The 13,792-nt window shown below is 56.8% G+C and carries 10 protein-coding genes; 5 read left to right on the top strand and 5 right to left on the bottom strand.

From position 1 onward, the window contains the following. Positions 1 to 5 precede the first annotated feature (5 nt). The 5 genes from panB (at position 6) to acs (ending at position 6,907) form a co-directional block, all read left to right on the top strand. The gene (gene panB, locus ABNS66_RS04455) at positions 6 to 797 is read left to right on the top strand and encodes a 3-methyl-2-oxobutanoate hydroxymethyltransferase (RefSeq protein WP_348655219.1); all 792 of its coding nucleotides are present in this window, start codon (positions 6 to 8) and stop codon (positions 795 to 797) included. Positions 798 to 1,065: 268 nt separating this feature from the next. Continuing rightward, a complete protein-coding gene (gene panC, locus ABNS66_RS04450; RefSeq protein ID WP_027873043.1) occupies positions 1,066 to 1,950 on the top strand; it encodes a pantoate--beta-alanine ligase in 885 nt (294 codons plus the stop codon). A gap of 35 nt (positions 1,951 to 1,985) precedes the next feature. Further along, positions 1,986 to 2,366 carry an aspartate 1-decarboxylase gene (gene panD / locus ABNS66_RS04445; RefSeq protein ID WP_027873044.1) on the top strand — a complete coding sequence of 127 codons (381 nt, stop codon included), beginning with the start codon at positions 1,986 to 1,988 and terminating at the stop codon, positions 2,364 to 2,366. Between the two features lie 252 nt (positions 2,367 to 2,618). Continuing rightward, positions 2,619 to 4,778, top strand: a complete 2,160-nt coding sequence (locus ABNS66_RS04440; RefSeq protein WP_348655218.1) for an FAD-binding protein — start codon at positions 2,619 to 2,621, stop codon at positions 4,776 to 4,778. Between the two features lie 191 nt (positions 4,779 to 4,969). Next, positions 4,970 to 6,907 (top strand): acetate--CoA ligase, encoded by a 1,938-nt coding sequence (gene acs, locus ABNS66_RS04435; protein ID WP_286696226.1) that lies wholly within the window; start codon positions 4,970 to 4,972, stop codon positions 6,905 to 6,907. A gap of 65 nt (positions 6,908 to 6,972) precedes the next feature. On the opposite strand, the gene ABNS66_RS04430 is transcribed toward acs, so the two are convergent. From ABNS66_RS04430 to ABNS66_RS04410, 5 genes are all read right to left on the bottom strand, one after another. Then, positions 6,973 to 8,766 carry an acyl-CoA dehydrogenase C-terminal domain-containing protein gene (locus ABNS66_RS04430; RefSeq protein ID WP_348655217.1) on the bottom strand — a complete coding sequence of 598 codons (1,794 nt, stop codon included), beginning with the start codon at positions 8,764 to 8,766 and terminating at the stop codon, positions 6,973 to 6,975. 126 nt (positions 8,767 to 8,892) lie between these two features. Further along, the gene (locus ABNS66_RS04425) at positions 8,893 to 10,644 is read right to left on the bottom strand and encodes an alpha-amylase family glycosyl hydrolase (protein ID WP_204997381.1); all 1,752 of its coding nucleotides are present in this window, start codon (positions 10,642 to 10,644) and stop codon (positions 8,893 to 8,895) included. After that, positions 10,641 to 11,864 (bottom strand): glycosyl transferase, encoded by a 1,224-nt coding sequence (locus ABNS66_RS04420; protein ID WP_286696228.1) that lies wholly within the window; start codon positions 11,862 to 11,864, stop codon positions 10,641 to 10,643. The genes ABNS66_RS04425 and ABNS66_RS04420 overlap by 4 nt, the downstream gene beginning before the upstream one ends. Before the next feature lie 95 nt (positions 11,865 to 11,959). Further along, positions 11,960 to 12,787 (bottom strand): HAD-IIB family hydrolase, encoded by an 828-nt coding sequence (locus tag ABNS66_RS04415; RefSeq protein ID WP_348655216.1) that lies wholly within the window; start codon positions 12,785 to 12,787, stop codon positions 11,960 to 11,962. Beyond that, positions 12,784 to 13,674, bottom strand: a complete 891-nt coding sequence (locus ABNS66_RS04410) for a phosphoribulokinase (RefSeq protein ID WP_348655215.1) — start codon at positions 13,672 to 13,674, stop codon at positions 12,784 to 12,786. The genes ABNS66_RS04415 and ABNS66_RS04410 overlap by 4 nt, the downstream gene beginning before the upstream one ends. Between the last annotated feature and the right edge of the window lie 118 nt (positions 13,675 to 13,792).

Genomic DNA, 13,792 nt, shown 5'->3' with positions numbered 1-13,792 from the left:
CCACTATGAGCAAAATCAGCATCCCCAGCCTGATGCAGAAAAAACAGCGTGGCGAGAAATTTGCCGTTGTCACCTGCTACGACGCCAGTTTTGCCCGCCTGGTGGAGAAAGCCGAGATTGAAGTCATTCTTGTTGGCGACTCCTTAGGAATGGTCCTGCAAGGCCACGACTCCACCATCCCCGTGACCGTCGATGACATGGCCTACCATACCGCCTGCGTGGCCCGCGGCTGCTCAACACCACTCATCATCGCCGACCTGCCGTTCGCCAGCTACCACAGCACTCAGCAATGCCTCGACAATGCAACGCAACTGATGCGTGCCGACGCACAGATGGTCAAATTAGAGGGCGGAGGCTGGCTCTGCGACGACATCCGCCTGCTAAGTCGTGCAGGCATTCCGGTTTGCGGACACCTTGGGCTTACGCCTCAGTCGGTGAATGTGCTCGGTGGATACCGCGTACAGGGGCGCGACGATGACCAGGCCCAGCGCATCATCAACGATGCAAAAGCACTAGAAGCTGCCGGCGCCGCAATGCTGGTGCTGGAATGCGTACCCCGCCAACTGGCCAAACAAATCAGCCAAGCCCTTGCTATCCCCGTTATCGGCATTGGCGCCGGCGCTGACACCGACGCTCAAGTACTGGTGCTGCATGACCTGCTTGGCATCACCGAGAAAACCGCCCGTTTTGTCCGCAACTTTGCCCAGGACAGCTCCAGCATCGAACACGCCCTGCAGCGCTATCGCAGCGCAGTGCTTGATGGCAGCTTTCCCGCCGCCGAACACGGTTTTGACTAAGCGGCTGAAATCCCTGAAACTGTTACCCAGCGAAACACTTTTGAGCGGTAACAATGCCATGAATTTTTTGTTACCAAGGCATTGAACGGCCATTGCTCTTGGGGCATACTTGCCCGCCACCGTAGAACTGGTCAGTTTGTGACCAATGTAAGCAGTGTAAACGCACCGCGGTGGAAAGGTCGCCAGCCCGCAGAATCAGCGGACTGACTTCACAGCAAACTGCCTTTACGCAAAGCGCGTAAAGATCGAGATTGGGAAGTTAGGTGGTATGAAAACATACAGCACAACCGCAGCGCTCAGGGCAGCACTTTCCGCCGCTCGACGCGCAGGTAAAACTGTTGCCTTCGTTCCCACTATGGGTAATCTGCACGAAGGCCACTTATCGCTGGTGAGACGCGCGGCTCGCGAGGCCGATGTCGTTGTCGTGAGTATTTTTGTCAACCCGCTGCAGTTTTCCGCTAGCGAGGATCTCGGCAATTACCCGCGCACCCTGGCGGCTGACAAAGAGAAACTGTTCGCTGAAGGCGTCCAGTTCCTGTTCCAACCTCAGGTGGAAGAAATCTACCCAGAAGGCATGGAGCAGCACACCAAAGTTTCCGTTCCCGCCGTGTCGGAACAGCACTGCGGAGCCAGTCGCCCAGGCCACTTCACCGGTGTGGCGACTATTGTAAACAAACTGTTCAATATGGTTCAGCCAGACACTGCGGTGTTTGGTGAAAAAGACTTTCAGCAGTTGAGCGTGATCCGCAAGATGGTTAAGGATCTCTGCATGCCCATCAACATTATTGGTGTGGCAACTGCCCGAGCTGAAGACGGCCTGGCTCTGAGTTCGCGCAACGGCTACCTAGACGATAGCCAGCGCAATACCGCGCCCCTGCTGCACCGGGTGCTGCAAGAAATGCGCGAAGCCATCGCCTGCGGCTACGACAGCTACAGCGACCTTGAGCTCTACGCCAAACTGGCGCTCAAGGACGGCGGCTTTGAACCCGATTATGTAAATATTTGTGATGCCCGCAGCCTAGAGCAGGTTCGCCCGGACACAGAAGAAGTTGTTATACTAGCCGCCGCTAAGCTCGGCTCGACGCGGCTTATCGACAACGTCACCCTGACCCTGAATCCCAGTGCCGACTGGGGCATGCTGGCGGCTAACTAAGCCCCGGCCGAGACCGAAGAGAAAGGAACAGCGTTATGCAGTCCGTTATGCTGAAAGCCAAACTCCATAAAGCTCGCGTGACCCATGCGGTATTAAACTACGAGGGCTCGTGCGCCATAGATGGCAAACTGCTGGACATGTCTGGCATTCGTGAGTTTGAACAGATTCAAATCTACAACGTCACCAATGGTGAACGCTTCACGACCTACGCGATTCGCGGTGAAGATAACAGTGGCATCATCTCCATTAACGGTGCAGCCGCCCACAAGGCCGGCGTCGGTGACACTATTATTATCTGCGCGTACGCGAGCTATACCGAAGCGGAACTGCTTAATTTCAAGCCGCGCCTGATTTATATGAACGAAGACAATACCGTGAGCCATTCAAGCAACGCCATCCCTGTACAGGTTGCGTAAACTCGCTCACAGACTTCCTTAAAAGGCCCCTTATGGGGCCTTTTTTATTGCCAATTTATAGACTTGCTCACATTTCGCGAGGCTGAGACATTGCCTTGCCCCCCTACCTCGTTACTATTTGCCAGCACCTTCCGGGGCCCAGCGCCTGCGGCAGCATAACAACAATAACAACGGCAGCACCGCGCGCCATCGCAGTGATCCATTCGCTGTATGCAGCTGCGCCTTGCCTCCAATACAAAAATAAGGAAATCTATGAAGCACTTTCTTAGCAGTCACCTGGCTGTTCTGCGCCGCTGCGCGGCAACCTGCGCTATGGTTACTGCCAGCATGTCAGCACAAGCACTGAACTTAGGCGCTCTATTCGGCGGCGGCAGCGAAACACTGCCACTCCCCCAAGCGGTTAGCTTTACCTATACCGCAGGTGAGCAGCTTATTCCCGACAAACTCACCGCGGAGGGGATTGAGTTGACCCCCGCCGTCAACGGGGAGGCCCTTACGCACTACCGGCTGTACTGGGCAGATACGCAAGGCAACAAAATCCTCAGCCTACCGCTGCTCGGCACACCCGCCCTGATTACCGAACTCCCCGCAGAGAGCGGCGAACTCAACTATCGGTTTGACGAAGACACCATTGTGCCCATTCAAGCTTTCTCGGTGCTCGCCTGCTCGGTGGGAGCAAATGGGGAATACTGTGGCGGCAGCGCTGAGGACAAGGTCATCTATCGTTTCCGGGATAGCGATCTGCCTGGCCTACTGACCGAGCTCCCTCTTTTAGTCGGCGATATCGGCGGGCTTGCCACATGCCCTAGCCTGGAGATCGCCGCCAGCTGCGGCAACCAGATGTGCGACGCCCTCGAGACCGCCGACAATTGCCCCGCCGACTGCGGCGATTGGCAACTCGCTTCTTACAACTACCAAACCCTGTGCGACGACATTGAAACACTGCACACACCCAGTAGCGTTGACGAGGTAAAGCAACTGGTGAGTGCAGCTGCCGCGGCCGGGAAACGCGTGAAGGTCACAGGCAAAGCCCATTCCGCGACCGATGTAATGTGCACCGACGGCGTGTTAATCAGCACCGCACAACTCACGATGCACAACCCCAATATGGGCATACAACTGGAGACCTTTGAAGGCGTCGACGTTGTCAACGTGCCCGCGGGCACACTGATGTGGGATCTCTCGGAATGGCTGCATCCTCGCGGCAAGTCCATTGGCTACACCCACCTGGGTTACGCATTTCCCACTGTGGCAGGGCACATTGCAACCAGTTCACACGGCAGTTCTCCCAAGCATCGCACCGTGCTTTCCCACAGCGTGGTCAGCATGGACGTCGTGACCGCAGACGGGCAGTTGCGACACTTCTCTCGCGGCACAACGAATAAAGACGAGTGGAAAGCCCTGACCGCCAACCTCGGCTATCTCGGCGTTGTCACCCGTCTGAGAATCGAGGTGCAAGACACTAAAAACCTTCACGTCAAAGTCACCTACCACGATGACGACTACCTGTTTAACAACGGCCCCGACTCAGCCTGGGAGAACATTAAGCAGTGTGATTTCGGCCAGTACAACTGGTATCCCGGTGTTGGCAAGGTCGTGCGAACCTGCGGCAAAGAAACAACCGCCGCGGCCGAGCCCGGCGCCCAGAATCGCCTATTGAACCCCGCCGTGCCCGCGCAGATTTTCCCCTTCTTCAAACAGGCCATGCACACCGCCGCGTGTAACCCTGGCGGGTATCTCGACGGGGTAATGGAGCGATTCCGCTATCTGCAGTTTGTGAATCAACCGCCCTTCACCAAAGAGCAAGACGGAAAAACGGTATTCAGCGCCGATGTTATTGGCCCCCAACACCGAATGATTACCAGCACCCTGGTCGACGGCCAAGACGGCTTCTTCCAAATGGACTGGGAAGTCGCGGTTCCTCGCGCCAATGCTGCCGCCGCCATGGAATATATCAACCGCTTCCTGCACGGCCAAAACCGCAAGAACCTTGACGTTCGACTTCCTCTTGTTGGCGTCTTCACCCGCTACGCAAAAAGTGAAGACCACACTCTCATGGCCTACACAGGCACCGGCGGCCCATTTGAAGACAACAGCCATGTCGTCCACATTGAGATGCCGATCTACGTGCCGGCCGGTTTCAGCGACGCAGAGCTGGAAGCGTATATGGCACCCTTTGTGGAGTATGTCACGGTATTGATTGAAGACTTCGGCGCCCGAGCCCACTGGGCGAAGAATCGTGAATGGGCCTTCGACCTGCAACGTGAACTCGGCGTTTACGACTACGGCAAACGCCTCAGCCGCTTTAATAAAGTGCTGGCAAAATTGGACCCCAATGGGGTTTTCGCCAATGAGTACGCCAAGCGCATCGGGCTTGAATACCCCAACTTCGACTACCCCGAACACTGGTAGCTCGCGCACAGGGCCTTCGGGCCCTTTTGCCCCACCATCCGCCCATTCGAGCGGAAATATCGCTAAAAAATCCCCTTCGACTTTAGTCTATTTGGGCTTCAACGGCGTGTTATCAGCAGGTATGCTCAATGCATCGGTCGCTGCCTAATGGATTCCGGCAGCCACAATAAATGCAATAAACAGGATGCGCCATGACGACTTTTACTCCCCATTCCGTACCCGAAGCCTTTGCCCGTGATGCGCATATTGATCGCGATCGCTACGAAGAAATGTATCGGCAATCCATCGACGACCCAGACACCTTCTGGGCGCAACAAGCCAGTGAAATGCTGAGCTGGGACACGCCTTGGAACAATATCTGTGAGTACGATTTCCCCAAGGGAGAAGCCAGCTGGTTTGACGGTGGCAAGCTGAATGTAAGTTATAACTGCATCGACCGGCACCTGGAAAGCCGCGGCGATCAAACGGCGATTATCTGGGAGGGCGACGACCCCAGCGACAGCGCTCATATCAGCTATCGCGAACTGCACACCGCGGTGTGCAAACTCGCCAACGTGCTGAAAGCACGCGGCGTGACGAAGGGCGATCGAGTATGCATTTACATGCCGATGATTCCCGAGGCGGCTTACGCCATGCTAGCCTGCGCCCGCATCGGCGCCGTGCACTCAGTGGTATTCGGCGGGTTCTCCCCCGAGGCACTGAAAGACCGCATTCAAAACGCCGAATGCAAAATGCTGATCACCGCTGATGAGGGTGTTCGCGGCGGCAAGGCAATTCCCTTGAAAGAGAATGCCGACAAAGCCCTCGCCGACTGCCCCACCGTCGACAGCTGTATTGTGGTGCGCCGCACCGGCGCCGATGTCAGCTGGCAGGAAGGCCGCGACGTTTGCTACGAAGAAGCCACCCAGGCGGCAAGCGCCGAATGCGCCCCTGAGGCCGTCGAGAGCGAGGCGCCTCTATTTATCCTCTACACCTCCGGCTCAACCGGCAAACCTAAAGGCGTGCTGCACACCAGCGCTGGCTATCTGTTGCAGTCAGCCATGAGCCACAAGTACGTGTTTGACTACAAAGACGGCGAGGTCTACTGGTGTACCGCCGACGTCGGCTGGGTAACCGGACATAGCTATATCGTATACGGCCCACTGGCTAATGGCGCGACCACGCTACTCTTTGAAGGCGTGCCCACTTACCCCGATGCCTCGCGCTTTTGGCAGGTCATCGACAAGCACAATGTCAGCATTTTCTACACAGCACCCACGGCAATTCGTGCACTCATGGGGGCAGGCGATGAATTTGTGGAGCGCAGCTCGCGCAGTAGTCTGCGACTGCTGGGCACCGTCGGTGAGCCGATCAATCCAGAAGCCTGGGAGTGGTACTACCGCGTTGTTGGCGACAAACGTTGCCCGATCGTAGACACGTGGTGGCAAACAGAAACCGGCGCACATATGCTCACCCCCCTGCCCGGCGCCACCGACATGAAACCGGGAGCAGCCACCAAGCCCTTCTTTGGCGTTGAGCCCGCCCTGCTGGACACCGAAGGCAACGAAATTGAAGGCCCCGGTGAAGGCCTGCTGGTAATCAAACGCTCCTGGCCTAGCCAAATTCGCAGCGTCTACGGCGACCATCAACGGATGATCGACACCTACTTTAGCGCTTACCCCGGCTACTATTTCACCGGCGACGGCGCGCGCCGCGATGAAGATGGCGACTACTGGATTACCGGCCGCGTCGATGATGTACTGAATATCTCCGGCCACCGCATGGGTACCGCCGAGGTGGAAAGCGCTCTGGTACTACACGATAAGGTCGCCGAAGCGGCGGTGGTCGGCTACCCCCACGATGTGAAGGGCCAGGGTATCTATGCCTACGTCACGCTAATGCATGACGTAGAAGGCAGCGAGGAACTGGTTAAAGAACTCACCGCGCTCTGCGTGCAGGAAATCGGCCCCATCGCAAAACCGGACCTGGTTCAGTGGGCACCGGGGCTACCCAAGACCCGCTCCGGCAAAATTATGCGGCGCATCCTGCGCAAGGTTGCCGCAAATGAGCTGGAGAACCTCGGCGACACCTCAACACTGGCCGACCCCTCCGTTGTCGACCAGCTGATCGACCAGCGGCTCAACCGCTAACCCCATAAGCTGAAACAAAAACGGAGCCATAAGGCTCCGTTTTTTTGCTGGCAGACAACGTTGTCTCAGTAGACAAACTCGTCTTCGCTAACATCCATTAACGCGTCAGCCCCCGCTAGCATAGCCGCCTTGTGGGTTGCGGTGCGCGGCAGCAGGCGCTGGAAGTAGAAGCGCGCCGTTTTAACCTTACCTCGGTACAGACCGTTGTCTTCACCGGCATCCAACTTCTGCTGGGCCACCTCGGCCATTTGCGCCCAAATGTAGGCAAATGCGACATAACCGGAGTACATCAGGTAATCCACCGACGCCGCGCCGACTTCGTCAGCATTGGTCATCGCTTTTTCACCCACCGCCATGGTGAGCTCGCCCCACTCTTTGTTCAGCGCCGCCAGCGGTTCAACAAATTCAGTCATCGCACTGTTGTCTTTGTGAGACTCACAGTACTTGTGAATGATTTTGGTAAAGTGACGCAGCACTTCGCCACCGCTGCCCATTACCTTGCGGCCAATCAAGTCCAGCGACTGAATACCGGTGGTTCCTTCGTACACCGTTGAGATGCGGTTATCACGTGCGATGCGCTCCATGCCGTGCTCACTGATGTAGCCGTGACCACCAAATACCTGCATGCCAAGGTAGGTAACTTCTTGGGCCGTTTCCGTACAGAATGCCTTGGCAATGGGTGTCAGTAACTCCAACAACTTGCCCGCGTGTGCCTGCTGTTCTTCATCGCCGTGCTTGGTTAAATCCACCTGTTGAGCCAACCAGTAGATGAACGCGCGCTGGCCTTCCACAAAGGCCTTCTGAGTAAGCAGCATACGGCGCACATCGGGGTGAACAATAATCGGGTCGGCGGGGCCATCTGGGTTCTTCGGCCCTGTCAATGAGCGCATCTGCAAACGCTCGCGGGCATAATCCATCGCCCCCTGATAGGCGATCTCACCCATGGCCAGCCCTTGCAAGGCTGTTCCCAATCGGGCGGAGTTCATCAGCTTGAACATAATTTCCAAGCCGCGATTCTCTTCGCCCAACAACACCGCCCGCGCGCCGTCGTAGTTCATTACGCAGGTCGCCGAGGCTTTCAAACCCATTTTCTTTTCAATGGAGCCGCAGTTGATGTTGTTGAAGTCGCCCGTTGAGCCGTCTTCATTCACCCAGTATTTCGGCGCGATAAACAGTGACACGCCCTTGGTGCCCTCAGGCGCCCCGTCAACACGCGCCAAAATGGCGTGAATGATGTTGTCGGTCATATCCTGCTCGCCACCCGAGATAAAGATCTTGGTGCCCTGCAGGGTGTAGGTGCCATCGTCATTCTTGGTGGCTTTTGTGCGCAGCAGGCCGACGTCGGAGCCACAGTGCGCCTCGGTCAGACACATTGTGCCTGCCCACTCGCCGCTTAGCAGTTTGGGGAGATAGCGCTGTTTTTGCTCCTCAGTGCCGCCGTTAAGCAGGCAGGTAACGGGAGCCAATGCGAGGCCGCCGTACATACTGAATGCCCAGCTCGGGGCGCCGACCATTTCACCGATCACCGTGCCAAGCGACGAAGGCAAGCCCTGGCCACCGTCTTCAGCAGGTACACCCAAGGCCTGCCAGCCGCCTTCGCCCCACTGGCGAAAGGCTTCCTTGAAACCATCTGGCGTAGAGACCTTACCATCAACGAATTTACAGCCTTGCTCATCACCAGTAGCGGCAATGGGGTTAACGACGTTCTCTGCGAACTTGGCCCCTTCGCTAATGATCGCATCCATCAGGTCACTGCTAAGCTGCTCACAGCCCTGCAGACCAGCATAGTGTTGTTCACTATTAAGGAAGTCATTCAAGACAAAATCGATATCACGCAGGGGAGCTTTATAATCGGCCATCACGAACCTCGTGGTGCATAATCTATTGGACAAAACGAGGCCGAAGCATAGCAGATACGCCGAAACGGTTGAGTAACATTGGGGGTCAATACAAGAACAGTTCGTGCGCCTAGCGGCCGGCCGCCCTTACTCGGCGTCAGCCGCCAGCCAGCAGTAGGCATAGGGCGGCAGCATTAGATCGCCGCGCTCGGCGCCAATCTCCGCGCCGCTGAGCAATTCCCGCCAGCGCAAGCCAGCATCGAGATTCAGCTCGGCAAGGGGCAGTCGCTGCGTGTCCGCACTGAGGTTGTAGATTGCCAGCAGGGTTTGCTCTGCGCCTTCAACAACGCTCTCTCGGCGCAGGCCAAACAGGGCGCTGCCCAAGTGAAGCGGGTACTGGGCGGCATTGGGGTGAAACGCCGGCTGCTGAGCGCGCCGACGAATCATCGCTTTAAGGGTATCGAATATCCGCCGGTGATGACCGCCCTCCGCCAGCGCGCTGGCGAGCTCGTCAGCCTGCCACTGGTGACGATTAATCGCGCGGTTGTGGTTGCTATGCGCTACGCGCTGCTCATCGTTAGGCGTCGCCAATAGGCTGTGAATATAAAACGCGGGTATGCCCTGCAGGGCCAGCATCAAAGCGTGAGCGCAGAGAAAACGCGCCTCTTGGAAGCCATCCTCGCCCGCGCCCTGGCGCTGGCGCATCGCATCGAACAAGCTAATGTTAATCTCGTAGGGGCGACTGGCACCACTACCCAAGGCGCGCCACGACACCCGGCCACCGCTGCGCTGCATCAGCGCCACCAGGTCATCAATTTCGGCATCGCTCAACAAGCCCTCGGCCGGGCGCAAACCAATGCCGTCGTGAGAGGCAATAAAGTTGAAGTAACTGGTACCGTCCTGCGCCGCTGGCATTCCCATCATCCAGTTAGTCAGCGCGGCGCTGTCACCGCTGACCAGCGCATTGAGCAGCAGTGGCGGCAATGAGAAGTTGTATACCAGATGCGCCTCATTGGCGTTGCCGAAGTAGGCCAAATTTTCTCGCAGCGGGATATTCGTCTCGGTAATCAGAATGGCATCTGGCGCGGCGTGCTCAACCAAGCTGCGAAACAGCCTGACAATTTCGTGGGTCTGACTCAAATTTAGGCAGCTGCCACCGACCTCCTTCCACAGAAAGGCAACCGCATCGAGACGAAAAATTTTTACCCCCTGATCCAGGTAGTGCCGAATAATGCGCACAAACTCCAGCAGCACCTCGGGGTTGCGGAAATTGAGGTCAACCTGGTCGTGGCTGAAGGTGCACCAGACATGGCGCTTACCGTCGAGCGTTTGCACCTCCGCCAGCAAATCGCTGGTTCGCGGCCTAACCACCGCAGACAGGTCCCATTGCGGGTCACCCTCTACGAAGTAGTCCTTTCCCGGGTGGCGGCGCTGCTTGTAATTTTCAAACCACTGACTGCGGCTGGAGCAATGATTGACGACCAAGTCAGCCATTAGATCGAAGTCGCGAGCAATGGCGCTCACGTCCTGCCACTCACCCAGCGCCGGATTCACCTCAACGTAGTTGATAACCGAAAAGCCGTCATCAGAACTCCAGGGATAGAACGGCAAGATATGCACACCACTGATCACCCCACGGCATTCGCTGCGCAAGAAGTCGTGCAAGGTATGCAGCGGCCATTCCCCCTCTTTGAGCAGCGAATCGCCGTAGGCAATCATTAAACAGTCGCGCTCGTCCCACAGGTTCTTGTGTGGCTCAGGCATAAAACAGCGCTGATTGAGGTCCATCAGCGCAATCATTTTTTCTACGAGCTTGTCAGCATTTTCAGCGGGGTAGATATGCTCAACATGCGCATAGAGCTTGTCTTTCAAGTGCTGCTGGGCGTCGCTACCTGTCATTGGCTGTACTCGGCCATATCAGCGTCCACCGCCGCCAGCAATTCGCCGGGAAGTCGGGGCTCAGCGCTACACACGCGGTTCCAGCTGGGAATGAAGGGCGTCTCCATCGGGTTGTCGAGAAAATCATTGCCCGCTTTAACAATATTGCCGGCAAACAACTCCACCGCCTCTTCCTCTCGGTGAAGATCCAGGTCCAGACCATTCATCACGGCGTCATTGCGATAGCTCTCAACAAAGTCCAAGGCCACGCGAAAATACGTTGCTTTGATGGAGCGGAAGGTCTCGCTGTTAAACACCACGCCGGTAGTCGCCAACTTGCGAAAAATCGCCTTGGATATGTCGATAGACATTTTCGACAAGCCACCGGCGTCGTTATCGGCAGACAGTGATTGATGCTTGTGATCGTAGGCATCCGCGATGTCTGCCTGACAGAGACGGTTCGTCGAGTAATTGCGGTACATCTCCGACAGTACGCCGATCTCCAGCCCCCAGTCGCTGGGGATACGCAGGTCATTGAGCACGTCTCGTCGCATGGAGAATTCACCGGACAAGGGGTAGCGATAGCTATCCAAATACTCCAAGTAATCGAGATCACCAAAAATCTTTTTGAGTGAGCGAATCAAGGGGGTCACCAACAAGCGACTAACCCGGCCATTCATCCTGCCGTCGGCAACCCGCGCATAGAAACCCTTGCAAAACTCGTAGTTGAAAGCGGGGTTGGCAACCGGATAAAACAGCTGTGCAAGCAGGCGTCGATCATAGGTCAAAATATCGCAGTCATGCAGCGCGATCGCCTCACTGTCGCCCGACGCCAATATGTAGCCGAGGCAATACCAAACGTTTCGCCCCTTGCCCGCCTCGAGCGGCGCCAGCCCGCGCCCTTGCAGTTTGGCATCCAGGGCGCGCAGGCGCGGACCATCATTCCATAACACTCTGTGACGCTGAGGAAGGCGGTTGAAAAAGGCCAAGGCGTGGCGGTACTGCGCTTCATCCGCTTGGTCTAAGCCGATCACCACCTCGTTGATGTAGGGCACTTTGGCGATTTCATCAATGATATTCGCCAGTGCCGGCCCCTCAAGCTCGGAGAACAGCGATGGCAACACCAGCGCCATCGGCCGATGTTGCGCGAATTGGCTGAGCTCTGTCTCAAGGGCTTCAATGGGGCGATCAACCAGATTATGCAATGTGGTGATGATGCCGTTTTGATAAAAATCTGCCATGGGGTTTCCCTGTCGTTATTGTCCGTCTGTGCATGCCGCCTCGCTGCCATAGCATTGTCGAGGTGGCGACCAGACGCCCGATTACCTATACATTACTAGGCATTTTCCGTGCCGTTTCTAGCGCTGTCGCCCAACAGCGCTAATACAGCGCTATTCCACCCCTCAGGGCCAACAGCATCGGTTAATTGTAGGCGCCCCCTCGGCGCGGGAACCGGCGGTGGCGCATTGGCATGGGAGCGAATCAACACCGCCTCATCCGCCAGCGCGAGCATGGGCACATCATTCCCGCCGTCACCCAAGGCAATGGTGCGAGGGGCCTGGCAGCACTCGACCAGGCGAGGCGCCAGCCAGAGCATGGCCTGCCCCTTGTCGCAGTGGTCGCTGATATGAATAAATCGTCCGCCACGCTGAGCTCGGAGCCCCTCCGCCGTTAACCGTTGTTCAAAGCGCTGCCAGCTCGCGTTGTCGCCCTGCCAGACAATCGGCTCGGAATATTCCCGCTGCAAAGCCGACTCTGCTTCATTTTGGGTCAACCCGGTTTCGTCGCACAATTCTGGTGCAGTCATATCCGCAAAGCCGCGAAAGCGAAACCCCTCCTCCGCTCGCCACTGGTGCAAGCGAGGAAGAAAGTCCTCTCGACAGCGGGCCAACTGCTTTACCCGCCCCCAGCGACACTCGCGCAAGCCCTCTGGCCCATTCTCTGGGTAAATCACCGCCGCGCCATTCTCAACAATGTAGGGATAACGATTGTTCAGCTGTCGGCGGAGCACTGACATCTCGGCGGCCGTTTTGCTGCTGTTCAATATCCACGGAATGTTGCGCAACGCCAGCAATGCCAGCGCTTGCGCGGCCGCCGCAAACGAGTAGCTGTCGTGGTCGAGTAGGCTGCCATCTAAGTCGGTAAACACAACGCTGGGCTTCAAGAATCCGTCTCCCGATAATGTAATGCACGCACTCGGCGCTGAGCGTCGAGCACCATGCAGGCATCGGCCTGCGCCGGCAGCACGGCAATGGCATGGCGCGTTAAGCGCTCGTAATGGCTGATAAACCGATGTATCTGGGCGGCGCTCATAAACTGTGCGTTGAGGTCATTCGCTCGCCGAGCCATTAGCTTTTTTTCCTGTTCACTGCGCCAGTGTGCCACACAGTCAAAGCTCGGCGCCTGCAGCATCAGTAAATAATCGAGCTCAGCAAACAGCGGTTGATAAACCGCTTGCAACTGCCCATTCACCCAGCGGCGCCAGTTTCCCGAGGCATCTTCGCCATGCTCTAGGGCATTAATTGGGTCACGTAATTCGGCATCCCGCTGAGGGGGCACTCCCAGGCACCAGCCTTCGAAAATCACTACATCGACACCACTCACCTGAGGCCATTCGACTGAGGGAAAGGCGCGATCCCGCGCTTTATCAAATCGCGGCAACGAGCACGCCTGGCCTGCCCTGAGCGCGGACAAGGTGCGACGAGCCAAGGCAACATCGTGCGTGCCAGGCACGCCTCGGGTAGCGAGTAAGGGGTGAACCTGCTGCGCTAATTGTTCGCGCTGTTCAGGGGAGAGGTAGAAGTCATCCAAAGAGATAGCCGCCACGCTAAGGCCACAACACTCACTCAAATACCATTGATAAAAGGCCGTTAACGTGGATTTACCACTGCCTTGCGCGCCGTGAATACCCAGCACGCGAACACCCTCGGCCGGGGCTGCCAGATACCCCTGAATAAAGGGCAGAAAATACTCATGGATTTGCTGGGAATACCTGGCCGGCAACGACTCACGCTGCAAAAACGCTGCGATACCAAGTTCTAATTGAGACACTCAATGCTTCTCCTTGAATTCTTATAAGCATAATAGCCACCAATAAAAGCGGCCGCTCAAGGTAAACAAGCAGGTTTCTTGCCAGCAACGGCAACAGGGTGAAACACGGGGGGGGGAA

This window comes from uncultured Spongiibacter sp., assembly GCF_964011655.1.
Lineage (GTDB): Bacteria > Pseudomonadota > Gammaproteobacteria > Pseudomonadales > Spongiibacteraceae > Spongiibacter > Spongiibacter marinus.
The sequence above is the reverse complement of the archived record's forward strand: the minus strand, read 5'-3'. Positions and strand labels throughout refer to the sequence as shown.